Here is a 21062-nt window from a genome sequence, read left to right as displayed (position 1 = left end):
TGACCCGGCCACCGCTGTGACAACCACGGAGATTTCATCATGACGAATCCAGTCCCCGGCCTGAACATTCGTATCACAGGGCCCTTTGACCAAGCAGAGGTTAACCTTTCCACATTCACAGGGCCGCTCGTGGTCAGCATTCCAAACGATGCCGAGCTCTTTCCGAAGGGCAAGGTGTACGTGATCCTGGGCCCGAATTCGGACGCGCCAGCTTGGGAGGGAGCCCAAATCGACGCAGGTGAATGGCAAAAGGACACGGAACAATATCAACGGCGTTCGAACCTGAAACTCGAGGTGCCAAAACAGGATTTATTGCGCTTCAAGAACCAAACCACGCTGCTACGCTATAAAGCCCAGAGTGAGTCCAACATGCAGATCATCTCTGAGCCGATTTCGCTGACCATCACCACATAGCTCAACCCCGCTGCGCCTCCGCCGCTTCATGGGCATGGCGCGGCCGCTCCCGGTGTTGGTCAAATTTCGACGCCATCGACGCGGATACCCCTCGGCGCACAGCAGCAGATAAATCGGCACACGGAGCCTGCCGTTTGTCAGAACTGTGATTTCTCACAGTATCTCTGCGCTCGGATTGAGCCCCCAATACGTGGAAACCCATCAATACGCAGAGGTATCCATGGACAGCAAATACCAGGTCATCTTCCCCGCAAACCTGAAAATTCCAAGGAGAGAGGTCTCGTTTGATCGCTTCATCAATATAGGTGATTGGCTTGAATTCGCGCTTCTACCCAACGTTGTGTTCATAGTCGTACACAAGAAATACATCATCACCGAAGAAGACAAAATCAATGATATCGAATTACACGTAGACGTCATTCAGCCTTGATTTATCCCCGCTGCGCCTCCGCTTCTTCATGGGCATGGCGCAGCCGCTCCCGGCTGTTGGTCAAATGCAAGCGCATGGCCGCCCGCGCCGCATCCGAATCCTGGCGGGCAATCGCTTCATAGATCTCTTCGTGCTCGCGGCTCAGGCGGCTCATGTAGTGCTGCTGGTCATCATGGGCCAGGCGCGCCGAATTCAGGCGGGTACGCGGAATGATGCTGGTGCCCAGGTGAGTCATGATATCGGTGAAGTAGCGGTTGCCGGTGGACAGGGCAATTTCCAGGTGGAATGCGAAGTCGGAGGCCACCGCATCGCCGGCGTGGGCCGCACTCTCATTCAGCGCGTCGAGGGCTGCACGCATGGCCGCCAGCTGTTCATCACTGCGGCGTAACGCAGCCAGGCCTGCCGACTCCACTTCCAGGCTGATCCGCAACTCCAGGATCGCCAGCACATCACGCAGGGTCACGACCGTGGCCGGATCAATGCGAAAACCGCTCGGGCTTGGGGTGTCCAGCACAAAGGTGCCGATACCGTGGCGGGTTTCGACCTGCCCCGCCGCCTGCAGGCGCGAGATGGCTTCGCGCACCACGGTGCGGCTGACGCCATGGGCCTCCATGATCGCCGACTCGGTGGGCAATTTGTCACCACGCTTGAGCTGGCCGTCGCGGATTTGCTCGGACAACACCGTGACCAATTCCTGGGCAAGGCTGCGGCGCTTGCGGGGAAGACGAGGGGCGGTGTTGGCATTTTGCATATCGGGTCATCTTTGTGGGTGAACTGAGAAAGCATCATAGCCCATGGCGGTTGTACGATCACCGTTCCTGGCATGACTTTCATCAAACCCTGCGCGCTCGATAATAGATTTAGCTATTTGTGTCCTGGGGATTAGTGCAAAAACGTCTCGACGAGCTGTCATTTCTCACAGCAGACGCCGCCTCCGATACCGCGCAGAGTTAAACCTGTTTTGATCAACAGGAGACCCGTCATGAAATGCAAACTTCTCTACTGCACCGTTCTCCTGAGCCTGCTGACGAACTTCGCTACCGGGGCCCCGTCGCCCCTGCGTAATGGCGGCGGCGAAGACATCATCCTGCAAGGCTTTCACTGGAACTCCAGTCGCAACACACCTGAAAAGTGGTACCAAGTGCTTGCCCGAATGGCCCCCGTTATCGGCCAGGACGGTTTCACCAAGATCTGGTTACCGCCCGTGTGGGTGGATAAGTCCAGCTGGAGCGATCCGGCCAAAGGTACTTCGGGCGGAGGTGAAGGCTACTACTGGAACGATTTCGATAAAAACAGCGCGTACGGCACCGACGCTGAACTCAAGCAAGCTGCCACGGCCCTGACGAGAGCCGGCGTGCAGGTTATGTATGACGTGGTGCCGAATCACATGAACGACAAGATTCCCGGCGTGATGGTGCGCTTCCCCCGGGGCTACAAACTGTGGCGCAATGACTGCACGCCCCCCAGCGATTGCGATGAAGGCGATCCATTCGAGGACGGTGCGGCGGACCTCAATACCGCCAGCCCAGAGGTTTCACCACGCTTCATGCAGGAGTTTCGCAACCTGCGGGACAATTACAGCGCCCACGACTTGCGCTTCGACTATGTACGCGGTTACTCACCTGAGCGGGTCGACCTGTGGATGAAAAACTTCAACGACCAGGCGTTCTGTGTCGGCGAGTTCTGGAAGAGCCCCGGCGAATTCCCCGCCAGCGACTGGCGCAGCAAGGCCAGTTGGCAGGACGCACTCAAGGATTGGTCGGATCGCTCGCACTGCGCCGTGTTCGATTTCGCCCTCAAGGAGCGCATGCAAAACGGCAGCATCGCCGAATGGCGCCACGGCCTCAACGGCAACCCCGTCAAGTCTTGGCGCGAAATCGCCGTTACATTCGTAGACAATCACGATACCGGTTATTCGCCGGGGCAATATGGTGGTCAACATCATTGGCCTTTGCCCGATCCGATGATTAACCTCGCGTACGCCTACATCCTCCTAGCCCCCGGAATACCCGTCGTGTACTGGCCCGCCATGTATGACTGGGGGCGTGGCAACCTGATCCGCACGCTCATAGCCCTGCGCAAGAGTGCCGGCATCAGGGCCGACTCACCGATCAGTTTCCAGACCCAATATTCCGGCCTGGTGGCCGCCACCAATGGCACTCAACAGCGGATACTGATGGCCTTGGACTCCGACTTGAACAAAGTCCCCGACGACTTCACCCCCGTTATGAATGCCGACGGGCAACGCATCCGCATTTGGAAAACCGCCACGACGGCACAGGATGTCCCCCTCACGCTGCATTGCGACAACGCTCAGCCAGGGAACAGGCAAGCGGTCTACGCCGTCGGTTCACCGCTGGAACTGAGCGCATGGGACCCTGCTCATGCGATCCCCCTGCAACCCAGCACCCCTAATCGATGGAGCGGCATCGTAACGCTACCGGCGCAGCAGGCCATCGAGTGGAAATGTGTGATCCGCAGCCTCGACAACATCAATCAGGTTGACTGGCAAGCCGACCCCAATAACCGTGCCTCGCCAGGCACTCAAACCGAAAGCGTGGGGCACTTTTGATCGTCCAAAAAAATGCCTCGGCCAAAGCCGAGGCATTCCCCTATTCGCCTGCTGGCTACAGGGGCTTACTTCACCACTTTCAGACTCGGCCGACCGCTTGGACGCGGCGGCTCTGAATCCGGTGGTGGCACATCATCGCCGTCTTCGCTTTCGATCGTTTCATCGTCCTCGAAAGGGGATTCCAGATCAAAGACCATGCCTTGGCCATTTTCCCGGGCGTAAATCCCGAGGATGGCGCCGATCGGCACGAACAGCGTATGCGGCACGCCGCCGAAACGCCCTTCGAAGCTCACCGCTTCGTTGTCCATGTGCAGGTGGCGCACTGCACTGGGCGATACGTTCAACACAATCTGCCCATCACTGGCAAACCCCTGCGGTACCTGCACCGCAGGAAATTCGGAATTGACCAGCATGTGCGGGGTGCAATCGTTGTCCACAATCCACTCGTAGAGCGCGCGGACCAGGTAGGGTCGACTGGAGTTCATCAGCGGCTCCTTAAGCCTTAGCGCATATCGCGTTCGACACCAGACAGACTTGCCTGGAAAGCCTCACGCGCAAACTGGCGCTCCATGTAATCAAGCAACGGCTTGGCCGGCCGCGGCAGTTCAATACCGAGAATCGGCAAACGCCAGAGTATCGGTAATAGGCAGCAATCCACCAAGCTTTGTTCCTCGCTGAGGAAAAAAGGTTTGTCGGCGAACAACGGCGAAACACCGGTCAGGCTCTCGCGCAATTCCTTACGCGCCTGCACACGTGCCGCTTCTTTGCTGCGGGTATCCAGAATCACATCCACCAGCCCGCACCAGTCACGCTGGATCCGATGGATCAGCAGGCGGCTGTTGGCACGCGCCACCGGGTACACCGGCAGCAAAGGGGGATGCGGGTAACGCTCATCCAAGTATTCCATCACCACGGTTGACTCCCACAACGCCAGGTCGCGATCGACCAGGGTGGGCAAGCTGCCGTAAGGGTTCACTTCGATCAGTTTCGGCGGATGACGTCCCGCTTCCACACTGATGATCTCGGCGCTGACACCCTTCTCTGCGAGCACGATGCGTACTCGGTGGGAATAGTGGTCGGCGGGGTCGGAGTAACAGGCCAACCGGTTGGTCACGCCCATGGCGGTCCTCCTCGCTTGTTGAAATTATCGAAAGCTCAAAAACGAGCGCGCCCAGAGAGCGTCTCTGTAGTACCTGGAGTCCAGGTCGCTACGGTTCAGAGATGCCGCTGGGCGCGCAAGATTAACAGCAATTGCTTACGGTTGGATCAATGCACATCCTTCCAGTATTCGCGTTTGAGCAGATAGGCGAATACGAAGAAGAAGGCCAGGTAGAGCAAGACGTAAGTACCAATGCGCTGGTGCTGCAGTTTGACCGGGTTGGCCGAGTAGGCCAGGAAGGTCACCAGGTTCTTGACCTTCTCGTCGAACTGCTCGTCAGTCAGTGCACCGGGGGTATCTATCTTCAGCTGATCGCACGCTTCATGGGTCAAAGGCGTGCCGGTCAACGGATCGTATTGCTTCTTGCCGTCTTCAACGACCTGAACCTGCTTGCATCCTACCACTTGCTTGCCTTGCAGGCCGACCAGAACGTTAGGCATGCCGACGTTCGGGAACACTCGGTTGTTCACACCCCAAGGACGTGCCGGGTCTTCGTAGAAGGACTTCAGGTAGCCATAGAGCCAGTCGGTGCCGCGAACGCGCGCAACCAGGGTCAGGTCAGGCGGTGCAGCACCGAACCAGGTCTTGGCGTCAGCCGGCTGCATGCCGATGTTCATGTGGTCGCCGATCTTGGCGCCGGTGAACACCAGCTTGTCGAGCATTACCTCATGGGGAATGCCCAGGTCATCGGCCACGCGCTCATAGCGCTGGAACTTGGCGCTGTGGCAGCCCATGCAGTAGTTGGCGAACGTACGCGCGCCGTCCTGCAGGGCAGCCTTGTCAGACACGTCGATAGCGACTTTTTCCAGCTCCGGGCCATGCTCGGCAGCGAAGGACAGTAGCGGCAGCGCCGCAAGCATCAATGCAACGAATAACTTTTTCATCAGCCAGTCACCCTTTCCGGAACCGGTTTGGTCTTCTCGAGCCGGGTATAGAACGGCATCAGAATGAAGTAGGCGAAATACAGGAAGGTGCAAACCTGCGACAGCAGCGTACGCTCAGGAGTCGGCGCCAACACGCCCAGTACACCCAGGATCACGAACGCGATGCAGAACACCCACAGCCAGATCTTGCTCAGCCAGCCCTTGTAGCGCATGGACTTGACCGGGCTTCGGTCGAGCCACGGCAGCACGAACAGCACCGCAATGGCCGCGCCCATGGCGATCACGCCCATGAGCTTGTCGGGAATCGCCCGCAAGATCGCGTAGAACGGGGTGAAGTACCAGACCGGGGCAATGTGCTCAGGTGTCTTGAAGGCGTTGGCCTGTTCGAAGTTAGGTTTCTCGAGGAAATAACCACCCATCTCCGGGAAAAAGAACACGATCGAGCAGAACACGAACAGGAACACGACCACGCCGACGATATCTTTCACGGTGTAGTACGGGTGGAACGGGATGCCGTCCAGCGGGATGCCGTTCTCGTCCTTGTGCTTCTTGATGTCCACACCATCCGGGTTGTTCGAACCCACCTCGTGCAGCGCCAGGATATGCAGTACGACCAGGCCGAGAATCACGATCGGCAAGGCCACTACGTGCAAGGCGAAGAAGCGGTTCAGGGTGATGCCGGAGATCAGGTAGTCACCCCGGATCCACTGGGTCAGGTCGTTGCCGATCACCGGGATAGCACCGAACAGCGAGATGATCACCTGTGCGCCCCAGTACGACATCTGGCCCCACGGCAGCAGGTAGCCCATGAAGGCTTCAGCCATCAGCGCCAGGTAGATCAGCATGCCGAACACCCACACCAGCTCACGAGGCTTCTGGTACGAACCGTAGAGCAAGCCACGGAACATATGCAGGTAGACCACGATGAAGAACGCCGAGGCGCCCGTGGAGTGCAGCAGGCGCAGGATCGAGCCGTACTCGACGTCACGCATGATGTATTCGACGGAAGCAAACGCCTCTTCCGCCGAGGGGGTATAGCTCATCGTCAACCAGACACCGGTGACGATCTGGTTGACCAGCACCAGCAGTGCCAGGGAACCAAAGAAGTAGAAGAAGTTGAAGTTCTTCGGGGCGTAGTACTTGCTGAGATGGTCTTCCCACATTTTAGTGGCGGGGAAGCGTGCATCCACCCAATCCATGAACTTGCTCATCACGCGTTCTCCTTATCGAGGCCAATGACAATGATGTCGTTAGATTCGTAGTTATGCGGAGGCACGGGCAGGTTCAAGGGAGCAGGCTGAGACTTGTAGACACGACCGGCCAAGTCGTAGTGAGAACCGTGGCACGGGCAGAAATAACCGCCAACCCAGTCCTTGCCCAGATCGACAGGGGCGACTTCCGGGCGGAAGGTTGGTGAGCAACCCAGGTGGGTACACAGACCGACCAGCAGCAGAATCTCTGGCTTGATCGAACGTACTTCGTTTTTGGCGTAGGCGGGTTGGTCGGATTTCTCAGATTTGGGGTCAGACAACTGGCCTTCGATCTTTTTCAGATTTCCCAGGATTTCCTCTGTACGACGAACAATGAACACCGGCTGGCCGCGCCATTCAGCAATCATCTGCTGACCTGGTTCGATCTTGCTGATATTCACCTTCACCGGTGCACCTGCGGCTTTCGCCTTGGCACTGGGAAACCATGACCCCACGAACGGGACCGCAGCCCCCACCGCTCCTGCAGCACCCACCACGGATGTGGCTGCTACCAAGAAGCGACGCCGGCCTGCATTCACGCCGTCATTGCTCATTCAGTCCTCTCCCATCAGCTTTTTGGCCTGTTAAATCAGGCGTCTACTAAGTATTAAATCTGAACTTATAAAAATTTTGCCGAATGGTAATGAAAAGCCCCACCTCTGACAAGGGAATTACCCGGAGCTCCAGCTCCAGGCCTTGTAGTATAGGGGGTCTACGGATGTGGCAAGTTGTCACGCTGAAATTTGTGCATAAATCGCAGGTAATAAAAAACGCCCAGCTCCGTGAGGAGGCTGGGCGTTTTTGTGGAACGTAAAGCGAATTAACGCTTCGAGTACTGCGGACGCTTACGCGCTTTACGCAGACCGACTTTCTTACGTTCAACTTCACGGGCATCACGAGTCACGAAGCCAGCTTTGCGCAGAGCGCCACGCAGGGTTTCGTCGTACTGCATCAGAGCGCGAGTGATACCGTGGCGGATTGCGCCAGCTTGACCACTTACACCGCCACCGATAACAGTGACGTAGATGTCGAACTTTTCAACAGTCTCGGTCAATTCCAGCGGCTGACGAACTACCATGCGGGCAGTTTCGCGGCCGAAGAAGTTGTCCAGGGTGCGGTTGTTGATCGAGATGTTACCAGTGCCCGGACGCAGGAAAACGCGTGCGGTTGCGGTTTTGCGACGGCCAGTGCCGTAATTTTGAGTCGCCGACATAATGAACTATTCCGTTAAAACTTCAGTTCTTGGGGCTGCTGAGCAGCATGAGGGTGAGCAGCGCCCGCATAGACTTTCAGCTTGCGAAACATATCGCGACCCAGTGGGCCCTTCGGCAGCATGCCTTTAACCGCGATTTCAATCGGGGCCTCAGGCTTCTTAGCGATCAGGCCTTCGAAATTGGAAGACTTGATGCCGCCTGGGAAACCGGAGTGACGGTAGTACATTTTGTCTTGCGCTTTGTTGCCGGTAACACGTACCTGCTCAGCGTTGATGATCACGATGTAGTCACCGGTATCAACGTGAGGAGTGTACTCAGGCTTGTGCTTGCCACGCAGACGGCTGGCGACTTCAGTGGCCAGACGACCCAGAGTCTGACCAGCGGCGTCGACGACAAACCAGTCGCGCTGAACTGTTTCCGGTTTTGCAGTAAAAGTTGTCATTCTTTAATAGCCTCAGGGGCCGCCCTGTAAATTAGACGGCGGATCTTACTGAATAGTGCGTACTTTGACAAGTCAAAGGCAGCCGGATACAGACGCTATCGGGGGCTCGGGTCGGCGCGTCCGTTCAACGGCAAGATTCTTCGGCAGGCGGCGCATCACTTCCACTGCAGAAAGAGGTGGGCAATTATGCAGATTGCGAAAAAAAATTCAACCTGCTTTTATGATTGTTTTCCCTGAAGGAGTACCCGATGGATTATCGACAGCTGGGCCGGACCGATCTGAACGTGAGCGCGATAGCCTTGGGCACCATGACCTGGGGTGAGCAGAACAGCGAGGCAGAGGCCTTTGCACAGATCGAACGGGCCAAGGCCGCAGGGATCAACTTCCTCGACACCGCCGAAATGTACCCGGTGCCGCCCAAGGCCGATACCTACGCCACCACCGAGCGGTACATCGGTAATTACTTCAAGAGCCGCGGCGACCGTGCCGACTGGATCCTCGCCAGCAAGGTCGCCGGCCCCGGCAACACCATCGACTACATCCGCGGTGGCCACCTGCGCCATAACCGCAGGCACATCGTCGAAGCCCTGGATGCCAGCCTCAAGCGCCTGCAGACCGACTGGATCGACCTCTACCAATTGCACTGGCCAGAGCGCAGCACCAACTTCTTCGGCCAACTGAGCTACAAGCACAAGGACGAAGACGACCTGACGCCGCTGGAAGAGACCCTCGAAGCACTGGACGAACAAGTGAAGGCCGGCAAAATCCGTCACATCGGCCTGTCCAACGAAACCCCGTGGGGCACCATGAAGTTCCTGGCCCTGGCCGAAGCGCGCGGCTGGACCCGCGCGGTGTCGATCCAGAACCCCTACAACCTGCTTAACCGCAGCTTTGAAGTGGGCCTGGCGGAAATCGCCATTCGTGAACAATGCGGTCTGCTGGCCTATTCACCCCTGGCGTTCGGCATGCTCAGTGGCAAGTACGAAGGTGGCGCGCGCCCGGCAAAAGCGCGCCTGACGGAATACAGCCGCTTCAGCCGCTACTTCAATCCACAGTCGGAAGCGGCGTGCAGCCGTTATGTGGCACTGGCCCGCGAACACGGCCTGGACCCGGCGCAAATGGCCCTGGCCTTTGTGACGCAACAGCCGTTCGTGACCAGCAACATTATTGGCGCAACGTCGCTGGAGCAACTGGACAGCAACATCGCCAGTGCCGATCTGAAGCTGTCGAAGGACGTACTGGAAGGGATTGAGGCGATTCAGAAGGATCATCCGAATCCGGCGCCTTGATTGATCTGTAGAGCGCTATCGGGGGCAAGTCGAATCGTCGCACCGCCCCTCCCACATTGGAATGCATTCCAAGTGTGGGAGGGGCGGTGCGACGATTCGACTTGCCCCCCGATGACGCATTCAAGACCCGCAAAAAATCAAAGCGCCCGCGCAATGATCTCTTTCATGATTTCATTGGTCCCGGCATAAATCCGCTGCACCCGCGCATCCGCCCAGGCCCGGGCAATCGGGTATTCCCACATGAACCCATAGCCACCGTGCAGTTGCACGCACTCGTCGAGCACCTTGCATTGCAGGTCCGTGGCCCAGTACTTGGCCATCGCCGCCGTCGGCACATCGAGCTTGCCCTCCAGGTGCAGCGCCATGCATTTGTCTACGAATACCCGGCCGATCTGAATCTCGGTGGCCATCTCCGCCAGCTTGAACCGGGTGTTCTGGAAGTCGGCAATCGCCTTGCCGAAGGCTTTGCGCTCTCGGGTGTAGTCAAGCGTCCATTGCAATGCCGCTTCGGCTGACGACAGCGCTCCAATCGCGACGGTCAAGCGTTCCTGGGGCAGCTCCTGCATCAAATAAGCGAAGCCCATGCCCGCCTGCCCCAGCAGGTTTTCCTTGGGCACCCGCACGTCCTGGAAGAACAACTCCGAGGTGTCCTGGGCCTTCATGCCGACTTTCTCCAGGCGCTTGCCCTTATCGAAGCCCGGTGTATCAGCCTCGACCACAAACAGGCTGGTGCCCTTGGCGCCGGCCTTGGGGTCGGTCTTGGCGACCACAATGACCAGATCGGCGAGAAAGCCATTGGTGATAAAGGTCTTGGAGCCGTTGATCACGTATTCATCACCGTCCAAAACGGCGCTGGTCTTGACCCCTTGCAGATCGGACCCGGCGCCCGGCTCGGTCATCGCGATGGCCGTGACCATCTCGCCGGAGATCAATTTGGGCAGGTATTTGTGCTTCAACGCCTCGCTGCCGTAATGCAGGATGTACGGCGCGACAATGTCCGAATGCAGGGAAAAACCGATACCGGTCAGCCCCAGGCGGCTGATCTCTTCGATCACCACCGCGCTGTAGAGAAAGTCCGCGCCCAGGCCGCCGTATGCTTCCGGCAGATGGGAACACAGCATCCCCGCCTCCCCCGCCTTGCTCCACAGCTTGCGGTCGATATAACCCTGTTTCTCCCATTGCCCATGGAACGGCGCGGCGTCTTTTTCAAGGAAGGTGCGCACGCTCTGGCGGAAGAGTTCGTGTTCCGGGCTGAACAACGTTCTGGGGATCATGGAGTCACCTGCGTGGATTGTCGGACAAAGACGAACCACAGAGCCTATGCCGCGAAGGCGTCACGGGACACTGGACACATGCGACAAAAAATAAGACGATCCAGCCGTCTGGTGACCACTTTCCCCTATAAGAATAAATGAAATTATGTCTAACCAAATCTCCACGCCCCTGCGGCGCGTCAGCATTTTGGCCATTGATCGGGTGTTCGCTTCAACCCTCATGCAAGCCAAGGACTTCTTCCACCTCGCCAGCCTGCGTTACGGCAAGCAACAAGGCCTGGGCCTGACGCCAGGGTTTGAAACGCGCCTGGTCAGCCCCGATGGACAATCGGTGCGCAGCTTCAGTGATGTGATCATGCCGGTGGACGGCGGCCTCGAAGATGCCGACATCATCGTGCTGCCGGCCTTCTGGGATGACTTCGACACCCTGTGCACACGCTACCCGCAAGTGCTGCCGTGGCTGCGCGAACAACATACCCGTGGCGCCGTACTTTGCGGCGAGGCCACTGGAGTGTTCTGGCTGGCCGAGGCCGGTTTGCTCGATGGCAAGGAGGCGACCACCTACTGGCGGTTCTTCAATGCCTTCAGCGAACGCTTCCCCCAGGTCCAGCTCAACCAGGACAAGCACCTCACCGACGCCGACAACCTCTACTGCGCCGGCGGCACCACTTCGGCCTGCGACCTCTACATCTATTTGATCGAACGCTTCTGCGGCGCCAACATCGCCCAGGCCGTGGCCCGGGACATCCTCTACGAAGTACAGCGCAGCTATGCGCCGGGGCGTATCGGTTTCGGCGGGCAGAAACTGCACCAGGACGTGATCATCCTGCAGATCCAGCACTGGCTCGAAGAACACTTCGCCGATAAGTTCCGCTTCGAGGACGTCGCCCGGGAACACGGGATGAGCATCCGCAACTTCATGCGCCGCTTCCAGACCGCTACCGGCGACAAGCCGCTGCATTACCTGCAACGCCTGCGCATCGAGACCGCCAAGGGCTTGCTCTCGGGCAGCCGCAAGAGCATCAAGACCATCAGTTATGAGGTGGGTTACGACGACGCGAGTTTCTTTGCGCGGTTGTTCAGGCAGCACACCGAGCTGTCGCCGAACCAGTACCGCCAGCAGTTCCAACAGGCTGCGTAAGCAAATATGGGAGGGGGCTTGCTCCCGATAGCGGTGGATCAGTCAGTGCATCTGTTACTGAAAGACCGCTATCGGGGGCAAGCCCCCTCCCACATTTTTTACGGTGTCGGTCCTAGGGTTTGTGCGCCCGCGACAGGAACTCGTGGGACTGCATTTCCAGCAAGCGGCTCAAGGTGCGCTGGAATTCGAAGTTCAAGCGACCGCCGGTGTAGAGGTCCTTGAGCTCGACTTCCGCCGAGATGATCAACTTGACGTTACGGTCGTAGAACTCGTCGACCATGTTGATAAAGCGCCGCGCAATGTCGTCGGTGGTGACGCTCATCTGCTCCACGCCACTCAGGATCACCGCATGGAAGATCTTGCCCAGCTCGATGTAGTCGTTCTGGCTGCGCGGGCCGTCGCACAGCTCGCGGAAATCGAACCAGGCCACGTCATCACAGGTGCGCAGCGCAATGATTTCACGGTTTTCGATGATCAACTTATCGTTTTCCACCGCCTGGGTGCATTCCGGCGTGAGGGCTCGGAAGCTTTTGCGCAGGCTTTCGTGCGCCGCGTCGTTCAGCGGGAAGTGGAACAGCTCGGCTTGCTCAAGGTGCCGCAGGCGGTAGTCGACACCGCTGTCGACGTTGACGATATCGGTGTTCTGCTTGATCAGCGCAATGGCCGGCAGGAACCGCGCGCGTTGCAGACCGTCCTTGTACAAACCGTCGGGCACGATGTTCGACGTCGCGACCAAGGTCACGCCGTTCTTGAACAGTTCTTCCATCAGCGTGCCAAGGATCATGGCGTCGGTGATGTCGGAGACGAAGAACTCGTCGAAGCAGATCACCCGCGCTTCTTCGGAGAACCGCTTGGCGATGATGGTCAACGGGTTTTTTTCGCCCGGTAGGGTTTTCATCTCTTCGTGCACGCGCTTCATGAAGCGGTGGAAGTGCGTCCGGACCTTTTCCTTGAACGGCAGCGCTTCGAAGAAGGTGTCCACCAGGTACGTCTTGCCCCGGCCCACGCCACCCCAGAAGTACAGGCCCTTGACCGGCGTGCGGTCTTTCTTGCCAAACAGCTTGCTGAGCATCCCAGGCTTGCTTTGCGAGGCCGCGACCAGGTCGTCATACAGGCGCTGCAAATGACGCACCGCCGTTTCCTGGGCAGCGTCGTGGAAGAACTCGGGGCGTTTCAGATCAGCTTGATATCGTTCTAGGGGCGTCATAATTTCGTTAGCAAGGCAACAAAAACGGGCCGTCACTGTAACGACGGCCCTGGATAATGGCAATCAACCCTTGGTCGGGTTAATCCTCGAGGGGGGTCAACGCGACGCGCAAGGCTTCGATGGCGGCATCACGCGCTGCGCCGTCGGCAAATGACGCGCTGTCGGCCACTGCGGCGCCGTCCAGCCATACGCTGAAACCCAGGGCTTCGGGGCGTATATCCAGCGCGTTCCCGCTCTGCAGTTGTTTGGTCACCGCGCCGGCGGCCTTGCCGTCAGCAAAGTTGCGCGACAGCAGCAACTGCTCGCCATCAGCCGCCAGCAAGCGGAACCGGAAGCTGCCGTCGTCTTCACGGAAGCTGACGAAACGCGCGGCTTTCGCCGTTTTCTTCTTGGTGCTCACAGGTGCCGCGGCCTGGTTCGCGAAAGAACGCAGGCCCACCGCCTCACGCAACTCGGCGAGGAACGGCGCGGCCACGGCGCGGGCTTTCTTGGCTCCCACCAGCAGCAGGTCTTCCATATCCGACGGGCGCGCCATCAACTGGTGATAGCGCTCGCGGGCTTCGCCCAACTGGCCGTCCAGCAGCTGGAACAGACGATTCTTCGCCTCGCCCCAACCCAGGCCTTGCAGCAGTTCAGCGCGGAACGCTTCTTCCTGAGCCTTGCTGGCAAACGCCTGGTAGAGGGTGAACAAGTGCGAGTTGTCCGGGTCCTTGGCTTCGCCGGGCGCGCGGGAGTCGGTGACGATCCGCGAAATGGCGTCTTTCATGTCCTTGGCGCTGGTGAACAACGGGATGGTGTTGTCGTAGCTCTTCGACATCTTGCGGCCATCCAGGCCCGGCAACGTGGCGACGCTTTCTTCGATCAACGCCTCGGGCATGGTGAAGAACTCCTTGCCGTTGCCGAACAGGTGGTTGAAGCGCTGGCCGATGTCGCGAGCCATCTCCACGTGCTGGATCTGGTCGCGCCCCACCGGCACCTTGTGTGCATTGAACATCAGGATGTCCGCCGCCATCAGCACCGGGTAGCTGTACAGGCCCATGGTGATGCCCGCATCCGGGTCTTCGCCGGTTTCCACGTTCTTGTCCACCGACGCCTTGTAGGCATGGGCGCGATTGAGCAGGCCCTTGGCGGCAACGCAGGTCAGCAACCAGGTCAACTCGGGGATTTCCGGGATGTCGGACTGGCGATAGAAAGTCACCCGGTCCACGTCCAGGCCACCGGCCAGCCAGGTCGCGGCGATTTCCATGCGCGAGCGCTGGATTCGCTGCGGGTCATCGCACTTGATCAGGGCGTGGTAGTCGGCCAGGAAGTAGAAGGAGTCAGCATTGGCGTCCTGGCTGGCGAGGATCGCCGGGCGAATCGCACCGGCGTAGTTGCCCAGGTGCGGCGTGCCAGTGGTGGTGATGCCGGTGAGGATACGGGTACGAGTCGTCATGGGTAATCGCTTGTCAGACTGCTATCAATTCGAGAGGCGCGGCAGTACCAGATCCTTGAGATCGGTCAGCTTGCCATGAAAAAAGTGTCCGCATTCTGCCACTTTCAGCAGCTCATGGGGACGTTTCAGGGCGGCGGACCAATCGTAGACGGTCTGCGGGTCGACCACTTCGTCGGTTTGCGGCTGGATCAGGGTCAATGGGCAGCCTTGAGGCAACACGTCAGTATCACGCAAGCGCATCACTGCCGCGGCGACCATGAACAGGTGCGCGAGCTTTTCGCCCTTGGCTTCCAGGCGACCGCCCAGGCTGGCCGCCACATAACCACCGAAAGAAAACCCAAGCAGGGTGATCGGCAGGTCCGGGTGTTTTTCTCGCAGCCAGGCGGCGGCCGCTTCGGCATCATCGACTTCACCGGTGGCCATATCGTGCGTGCCGGCGCTGGCACCCACGCCACGGTAATTAAAACGCAAAGTAATCAAACCGGCATCGCGGGCAGTGCGTTGCAGGGTCGATACGACTTTATTGAGCATGGTCCCACCCTGTACCGGGTTAGGGTGGCAGATCAGCGCCAGGCCACGTGGCTCGGGGTGATCCAGGTACAAGGCTTCCAACTGGCCTACTGGGCCATCGATCAAAACGGGGGTTTCACGCATGAGCAAGGAATGAACTCCGTGACCTCTCAAGGGGTCGACTCGTCTAGCTAAAAGTCTGTGCATGGCATCATTGCGAGCTTAATCGCGGTATACAGCGCAGGTCCGAGCCGTTAACGTAAAGCAAAGCCGTTTATAGAGGAAGGACTCGTGGAACACTCGCTCTTAGTTTGGTTGTTGCCGACTCTTGCCCTGGTTGCCGGTGTCGCCATTGGATTCCTGGTTGCTCGCCTTCTGCCGAATGCCGCGCCTAACCGCACGCAGCGTCAGTTGGATGACATCCAGGAACGTTTTGACAGTTATCAGAACGAGGTTGTTACCCACTTCAACACCACCGCGACCCTGGTCAAGAAGCTCACCCAGAGCTACCAGGAAGTACAGGATCACCTCGCCGATGGCGCCAACCGCCTGGCACTCGACGACATCACCCGTCAGCGCCTGCTGGCCGCGCTGCATTCCGATGCACCGCAAACCCCACGGGAGCGCCTGACCCCGCCACGGGAAAACCAGGAGCCGCCACGGGACTACGCGCCAAAGACGCCGAACGCCCCAGGCATGCTGGATGAGCATTACGGCTTGAAGAAGTAAGCCTTTTCGAGCGCTGTAAAAAAGCCCGGCTGATCGATGATCAGCCGGGCTAATGAGATGGTCACCCCCACACCCTGCGAGGGCTACGCTTTCGCAGGGTGTTTTGTTTTTGGAGGCCATCATCATGAGCGAGTCAGCACTGATCGGGATCGATCTCGGCAAACATAATTTCCACCTTCTGGGCCAAGACAAATCGGGCCGCGAGGTGTTTCGCAAAAAGCTCTCGCGAGCGCAGATGATGCGGTTCTTCGGCAACTTGCCGAGCTGCGTCGTGGTAACGGAAGCCTGTGCCGGCTCTCACTTCATCGCCCGTCAGCTTGCGGCGATGGGGCATACGACCAAGTTGATTTCACCGCAGTTTGTCCGCCCTTTCGTCAAGGGCAACAAAAATGACTTTATCGACGCAGAGGCCATTTGCGAGGCGGCTTCCCGTCCGTCCATGCGCTTCGTTACGCCTAAAACCGAGTCTCAGCAAACCCTGTCTGTCCTGCATCGCATGCGCGAGTCGTTGGTGCATGACCGCACCAAGACAGCCAATCAGATGCACGGTTTCCTGCTGGAATTTGGCATCAGCCTGCCCAAAGGCTCAGCCATCATGAAGCGTTTGGCAGCTGTTTTGGCCGAGCATGAGCTGCCTGTGCGGCTGACAGTGCTGTTGCAACGCCTGCACGATCACTTCGTTTACCTGGATGAACAGATCAAGGAACTGGACAAACAACTGGCTTGCCAGCTGGCCGACGATGATCTGGGGAGCCGTTTGCTTAGCATGCCGTGTGTCGGTCCGATCACCGCCAGCCTTCTGGCTGTAGAAATGGGCGATGGCAAGCAATACCGATGCAGTCGCGATTTTGCGGCTTCAGTGGGCTTGGTGCCGCGACAGTACAGCACGGGCGGCAAAGCCAATTTGTTGGGGATCAGCAAGCGGGGTGACAAGCACCTGCGGCAACTGCTGGTGCAATGCTCCAGGGTTTACATGCAGAGGCTGGATCATCAGAAGGGGGCTTTGGCCGACTGGGTGCGAGCGCTGCTGCGCCGACGACACTCGAATGTGGTGGCCTGTGCCCTGGCCAACAAACTGGCGCGTATCGCTTGGGCGATAGCGGCTCACCATGCGCAATATGAAGCAGGGCCAGACGCCTTGAACGCCTGACCCTGCGGTTGTTGCAGTACCACAATTCACCCTTCAGGTTTTGCGATAGCTGAACAACGGATGACGTGAACGGCCTACCGGCCTGGCGAAGATCCTGACATAAAAATCGGCTTCAGAAGCCGACGGGCTTTTAAGGATCGTCAGGCGCGACTCTCATCGTGGCGCTGGGGCAAGCCCCAAACAGACGCCGGATAGATTTAAGCAAGCCAACCACATCGCCCGTTAATCAGTATTGCAAAAATGGGGGGGACCATAGATTTTTGTTGGGCCTCGCTCTGCAGTGATCGCGCCCTGCCTCAGGACACGGGCTGCTCCTGCAACAACCCGCCTTCGATCCGCACATGCCGCCCATGGAAGCGCTTGAGGCTACTGCGATGGCCGACGCTGACGATGCTCAATCCAGGCAGCTCATCGATCACCGCCTGATACAACGTGGCTTCATCCTCTTCATCCATGGCCGAAGTCGCTTCATCCATGTACAGCCATTGCGGCGCGAACAACAACGCGCGGGCAAAGGCCAAGCGCTGTTGCTCGCCCGGCGAGAGCATCCGTTGCCAGTGGTTGGCTTCATCGAGGCGAGCGACCAGGTGCGGCAGGCGGCAGGTTTCCAGGACCTGTGCATAACGTTCTGCCGGGTACACGCTGTCGTCCTGTGGATAACTCAACACATCCTTGAGCGTACCAATCGGCAGGTAGGGCTTCTGCGGCAGGAACAGATAGCGCTTGGCCGGCAGGCGAATGCTGCCATGGCCGGCTGGCCACAAGTGGCCCATCGCACGCAGCAAGGTACTTTTACCACTGCCCGATCGCCCGCTGAGCATCACCCGCTCGCCCGGTTCCACGGTCATGTCGGCGTCGGTGAGCAAATGACGGCCGTCGGCCAGGTCCATCCCCAGGCCCTGCACCACCAGGCGTTCGCCTTGGGGCTGCACATCGATGGCCGCAGGGCGTTGCTCGTTCTCGCTCATGGCCTGCTGGAAGCTCAGCAGACGATCACTGGTCGCACGCCAGCTGGCCAGGTCGGCGTAGGCCGTGATAAACCAACTGAAATTGCCTTGCACGTTGCCGAACGCCGAGTTGATTTGCATCAGCTCGCCCAACTCGATCTTGCCGGAGAAGTAGCGCGGTGCAGCCACAATGAACGCAAACACGGTGGCGATCTGCTCATAGCCGGCGGTGAAGAACGTCAGGCGCTTGGACACTTTCATGATGTCCCAGAAGTTATGCCAGACCTTGCCGAACCGCGCACTCAAGCGCTGGTTTTCGTTAGGCTCGCCGTTGTACAAGGCGATACTCTCGGCATTCTCCCGCACCCGCACCATGGAGAAACGCAAGTCCGCCTCAAACCGTTGTTGCTGGTTGCTCAGGCCGATCAAGCGTCGACCGATCAAGTGGGTCAACCAACTGCCGACACCGGCGTAGACCAACGCGCACCAGAACATGTAGCCGGGGATGGTGATACCGAACACTTCAATGCTGCCCGACACGCCCCACAGAATGATGGAGAACGACACCAGGCTGACCACATTGCGTAGCAGCCCCAGGCCCAGGTTCAAGGTATTGGAGGTGAAGCTGTTGAGGTCTTCGGAAATCCGCTGGTCCGGGTTATCGGTATAGCCGCCCTGCTCCAACTGGTAGTAGTTCTTGTGGCTGAGCCAACGCGCGAAATACTTTTCGGTGAGCCAGGCACGCCAGCGAATGGTCAACATCTGGGTCAGGTACAGGCGGTAGACCGCGCCGAGAATCGCCACCGTGGCGATACCGCAGAAATAGATGATCTGTTGCCAGAAGGCGGCGGTATCCTTATTTTCCAGGGCGTTGTAGAAGTCTTTGTACCAGTGGTTGAGCCATACCGATATCGCCACGCTGAACAGCGACAGGCCAATCACCACCGCCAGCAACAACCAGGCCTTGCCCTTCTCTTCACTGCGCCAATAGGGCGTGATCATCGCCCAGGTTCGGCGGAAAAACTGCCCACGCACCGCGTCATTGACCGCGGAGTACTCAGCGTTCTGATTCATTGTTCAGGCTCGGTAGGAAAAACATGACAGGCGTTTGAACCGATCATAGACGATCGGTTCAGGGCGCCGTGCAGCCTGAAGCAGATTGTTCAGACTTCGTTCAGCGCCGTACCGGACGTTTCTGCAGCTTGCGTTGCAGGGTGCGGCGGTGCATGCCAAGGGCGCGGGCGGTGGCGGAGATGTTGCCTTCGTGCTCGGTCAGCACACGCTGGATGTGCTCCCATTGCAGGCGATCCACCGACATGGGGTTTTCCGGCACCAGGGTATCGAGGTCGGCATGCTCGGAGAGCAAGGCGGCCAGCACGTCGTCGGCGTCGGCGGGTTTGCACAGGTAGTTGCAAGCGCCGCGCTTGATCGCCTCGACGGCGGTGGCGATGCTGGAGTAACCGGTGAGGATCACCACGCGCATTTCCGGGTCGAGCTCCAGCAGCTTGGGCAGCAGCACCAGGCCCGAGTCGCCGTCCATCTTCAGGTCGAGCGCGGCGTAGTCCGGCAAGTCGGCCTGGGCGATGGCCAGGCCTTCTTCGGCGGAGCCTGCGGTGCTGACACGGAAGCCGCGACGGCTCATGGCGCGTGCCATCACGCGGGTAAACGTGGCGTCGTCATCTACCAGCAACAGGTGCGGCAGTTCTTCGCCTTCGACTTGGATCTCGTCACTCATCGATATCTCCTCGTGCGACACGGGGCAGGCGCAGCTCGGTGAGCGTGCCACCTTCCTCATGACTATAGAGCTTCACTGAGCCGCCCGCGCGGGTCACGCTGGCCTTGCTCAAAAACAGGCCGAGGCCGAAGCCTTTGCCCTTGGTGGTAAAGAAAGGTTTGCCGATCTGCTCGGCAATAGCCAGCGGCACACCGGCGCCGTGGTCGCGAATACTGATCGTAAGGTCGTCCACATCCCAATCCAGTTGCACTTCCAGGCCCTCGGGGCAGGCATCGGCAGCGTTGTTCAACAAGTTGAGCAAGGCCTGGGTCAAGTCCGGCGGCGGCGCCATGCGCGGCACACTGCCCTGGCCCAACAGGTGGAAACGGTAACTGGCTTCGGGGCGCATCAGGTGCCAGCGGTTCAGGGCTTCGTCGAGCCACTGGGTCACGTCCTGCATCTCCACCGCCAGGCGGCGATTGGCTTCGGCAGCACGCACCAGTTGCTGCAAGGTCTGCTTGCACTGCTTGACCTGTTCGCGCAGTACGCCGAGATCCTCTTGCAGCGCCGGGTCGTGATGGTCCTGGGTCATTTCGTTGAGCAGCACGCTCATGGTCGCCAGCGGCGTGCCCAGCTCATGGGCGGCACCCGCGGCCTGGGTGGCGACGGCCAGCAGTTGCTGGTCGCGCAGGCCCTCTTCGCGGCGGATGGCGCGCAACTCTTCCTGACGGCGCAGCTCTTCGGCCATGCGCGCAGCGAAGAAGGTGATGACCGCAGCGGACAACGCGAAGCTCAGCCACATCCCGTAGATCTGCAGGTTTTCCCGTGCAATGGGGAAGGTCTGCAAGGGGTAGAACTGCGCCAGCAACAGCGTGTACAGGGTCAGCGCGATGCCCGACAGCACCACCGAATAGCGCCACGGCAAGGTCACGGCGGCGATGGTCAGTGGCACCAGGTAATACGAAACGAACGGGTTGGTGGAACCGCCCGAGAAATAAAGCAACACACTGTGGATAAACAGGTCGCAGGCCAGTTGCAGCGCGTATTCGAGTTCGGTCACCGGCCAGGTGGTGCGCAGCCGGATCGCGGTGAACACACACAGCACGGTGGAAAAGCACAGGGTCACGCCCAATTGCAGCCACGGCAGAGGCAGCAGGTCGAACCAATAGGCGAGCCCGACGGAGCCGGCCTGCGCGGCCAGGACCAGGGTACGAATGAACGTCAGGCGCCAGAGGTTCTGGCGAGTGGCGGAAGTCAGTTTTACGGCGGCGAGCATGAGCTCTCCCGATGAGCGCTGCAGG

The 21062-nt window shown here is 59.1% G+C and carries 22 protein-coding genes; 7 read left to right on the top strand and 15 right to left on the bottom strand.

Annotated features, from left to right (window positions below):
* Positions 1–39 precede the first annotated feature (39 nt).
* Complete coding sequence (locus tag AB7933_RS06080) at positions 40–414, top strand: hypothetical protein (RefSeq protein WP_024073436.1); 375 nt, start codon at positions 40–42, stop codon at positions 412–414.
* Between the two features lie 220 nt (positions 415–634).
* Positions 635–844: a hypothetical protein gene (locus AB7933_RS06075; protein ID WP_024073435.1), complete on the top strand. Its 210-nt coding sequence runs from the start codon at positions 635–637 to the stop codon at positions 842–844.
* Position 845: 1 nt separating this feature from the next.
* Here AB7933_RS06075 and AB7933_RS06070 read toward each other — a convergent pair whose 3' ends face one another.
* Positions 846–1595, bottom strand: coding sequence for a FadR/GntR family transcriptional regulator (locus AB7933_RS06070; protein ID WP_024073434.1), 750 nt, complete (start codon positions 1593–1595; stop codon positions 846–848).
* A gap of 231 nt (positions 1596–1826) precedes the next feature.
* Between AB7933_RS06070 and AB7933_RS06065 the strand changes: the two genes are divergently transcribed.
* Positions 1827–3416 (top strand): glucan 1,4-alpha-maltotetraohydrolase domain-containing protein, encoded by a 1590-nt coding sequence (locus AB7933_RS06065; protein WP_024073433.1) that lies wholly within the window; start codon positions 1827–1829, stop codon positions 3414–3416.
* A 65-nt stretch (positions 3417–3481) separates the two neighbouring features.
* Here AB7933_RS06065 and AB7933_RS06060 read toward each other — a convergent pair whose 3' ends face one another.
* The 7 genes from AB7933_RS06060 to rplM form a co-directional block, all read right to left on the bottom strand.
* Positions 3482–3901: a ClpXP protease specificity-enhancing factor gene (locus tag AB7933_RS06060; RefSeq protein ID WP_024073432.1), complete on the bottom strand. Its 420-nt coding sequence runs from the start codon at positions 3899–3901 to the stop codon at positions 3482–3484.
* A gap of 17 nt (positions 3902–3918) precedes the next feature.
* On the bottom strand, positions 3919–4536 hold the full coding sequence (locus tag AB7933_RS06055) for a glutathione S-transferase N-terminal domain-containing protein (RefSeq protein ID WP_024073431.1): 618 nt from the start codon (positions 4534–4536) through the stop codon (positions 3919–3921).
* Between the two features lie 146 nt (positions 4537–4682).
* Positions 4683–5459, bottom strand: a complete 777-nt coding sequence (locus AB7933_RS06050) for a cytochrome c1 (RefSeq protein ID WP_024073430.1) — start codon at positions 5457–5459, stop codon at positions 4683–4685.
* On the bottom strand, positions 5459–6670 hold the full coding sequence (locus AB7933_RS06045) for a cytochrome b (protein WP_003171746.1): 1212 nt from the start codon (positions 6668–6670) through the stop codon (positions 5459–5461). The genes AB7933_RS06050 and AB7933_RS06045 overlap by 1 nt, the downstream gene beginning before the upstream one ends.
* Complete coding sequence (gene petA, locus AB7933_RS06040) at positions 6670–7263, bottom strand: ubiquinol-cytochrome c reductase iron-sulfur subunit (protein WP_024073429.1); 594 nt, start codon at positions 7261–7263, stop codon at positions 6670–6672. Before petA ends, AB7933_RS06045 begins: the two co-directional genes overlap by 1 nt.
* Before the next feature lie 266 nt (positions 7264–7529).
* Complete coding sequence (rpsI, locus tag AB7933_RS06035) at positions 7530–7922, bottom strand: 30S ribosomal protein S9 (protein ID WP_003171743.1); 393 nt, start codon at positions 7920–7922, stop codon at positions 7530–7532.
* Between the two features lie 14 nt (positions 7923–7936).
* Positions 7937–8365, bottom strand: coding sequence for a 50S ribosomal protein L13 (gene rplM, locus AB7933_RS06030; RefSeq protein WP_010568039.1), 429 nt, complete (start codon positions 8363–8365; stop codon positions 7937–7939).
* A 248-nt stretch (positions 8366–8613) separates the two neighbouring features.
* Here rplM and AB7933_RS06025 point away from each other — a divergent pair, with 248 nt between their 5' ends.
* Positions 8614–9654, top strand: coding sequence for an NADP(H)-dependent aldo-keto reductase (locus tag AB7933_RS06025; RefSeq protein ID WP_024073428.1), 1041 nt, complete (start codon positions 8614–8616; stop codon positions 9652–9654).
* A gap of 137 nt (positions 9655–9791) precedes the next feature.
* On the opposite strand, the gene AB7933_RS06020 is transcribed toward AB7933_RS06025, so the two are convergent.
* Positions 9792–10928 carry an acyl-CoA dehydrogenase family protein gene (locus AB7933_RS06020; RefSeq protein ID WP_024073427.1) on the bottom strand — a complete coding sequence of 379 codons (1137 nt, stop codon included), beginning with the start codon at positions 10926–10928 and terminating at the stop codon, positions 9792–9794.
* A 220-nt stretch (positions 10929–11148) separates the two neighbouring features.
* Between AB7933_RS06020 and AB7933_RS06015 the strand changes: the two genes are divergently transcribed.
* Positions 11149–12069 (top strand): GlxA family transcriptional regulator, encoded by a 921-nt coding sequence (locus AB7933_RS06015; RefSeq protein ID WP_172831371.1) that lies wholly within the window; start codon positions 11149–11151, stop codon positions 12067–12069.
* Positions 12070–12181: 112 nt separating this feature from the next.
* Here the strand turns inward: AB7933_RS06015 and zapE are convergent, their stop codons facing one another.
* The 3 genes from zapE to AB7933_RS06000 all read right to left on the bottom strand — a co-directional run bounded on the left by zapE (position 12182) and on the right by AB7933_RS06000 (position 15365).
* Entirely contained in the window at positions 12182–13276 is a 1095-nt protein-coding gene (gene zapE / locus AB7933_RS06010) for a cell division protein ZapE (protein ID WP_024073425.1), read from the bottom strand.
* A 79-nt stretch (positions 13277–13355) separates the two neighbouring features.
* Positions 13356–14711, bottom strand: coding sequence for a tryptophan--tRNA ligase (locus AB7933_RS06005; RefSeq protein ID WP_024073424.1), 1356 nt, complete (start codon positions 14709–14711; stop codon positions 13356–13358).
* A gap of 24 nt (positions 14712–14735) precedes the next feature.
* On the bottom strand, positions 14736–15365 hold the full coding sequence (locus AB7933_RS06000; RefSeq protein WP_024073423.1) for an alpha/beta hydrolase: 630 nt from the start codon (positions 15363–15365) through the stop codon (positions 14736–14738).
* A 147-nt stretch (positions 15366–15512) separates the two neighbouring features.
* Between AB7933_RS06000 and AB7933_RS05995 the strand changes: the two genes are divergently transcribed.
* Entirely contained in the window at positions 15513–15950 is a 438-nt protein-coding gene (locus AB7933_RS05995; protein WP_010568046.1) for a YhcB family protein, read from the top strand.
* 124 nt (positions 15951–16074) lie between these two features.
* Positions 16075–17100 (top strand): IS110 family transposase, encoded by a 1026-nt coding sequence (locus tag AB7933_RS05990; protein ID WP_024074122.1) that lies wholly within the window; start codon positions 16075–16077, stop codon positions 17098–17100.
* A gap of 296 nt (positions 17101–17396) precedes the next feature.
* On the opposite strand, the gene AB7933_RS05985 is transcribed toward AB7933_RS05990, so the two are convergent.
* From AB7933_RS05985 to AB7933_RS05975, 3 genes are all read right to left on the bottom strand, one after another.
* Positions 17397–19121, bottom strand: a complete 1725-nt coding sequence (locus tag AB7933_RS05985; protein ID WP_024073421.1) for an ABC transporter ATP-binding protein/permease — start codon at positions 19119–19121, stop codon at positions 17397–17399.
* Between the two features lie 100 nt (positions 19122–19221).
* Entirely contained in the window at positions 19222–19782 is a 561-nt protein-coding gene (locus tag AB7933_RS05980) for a response regulator transcription factor (RefSeq protein WP_010565532.1), read from the bottom strand.
* Positions 19775–21037, bottom strand: coding sequence for an ATP-binding protein (locus AB7933_RS05975; RefSeq protein WP_024073420.1), 1263 nt, complete (start codon positions 21035–21037; stop codon positions 19775–19777). The genes AB7933_RS05980 and AB7933_RS05975 overlap by 8 nt, the downstream gene beginning before the upstream one ends.
* Positions 21038–21062 lie beyond the last annotated feature (25 nt).

Source organism: Pseudomonas gorinensis (genome assembly GCF_042015035.1).
GTDB classification, from domain to species: domain Bacteria; phylum Pseudomonadota; class Gammaproteobacteria; order Pseudomonadales; family Pseudomonadaceae; genus Aquipseudomonas; species Aquipseudomonas gorinensis.
Note: the sequence above shows the minus strand (reverse complement) of the source record. Positions and strands in the feature narration are given on the sequence as shown.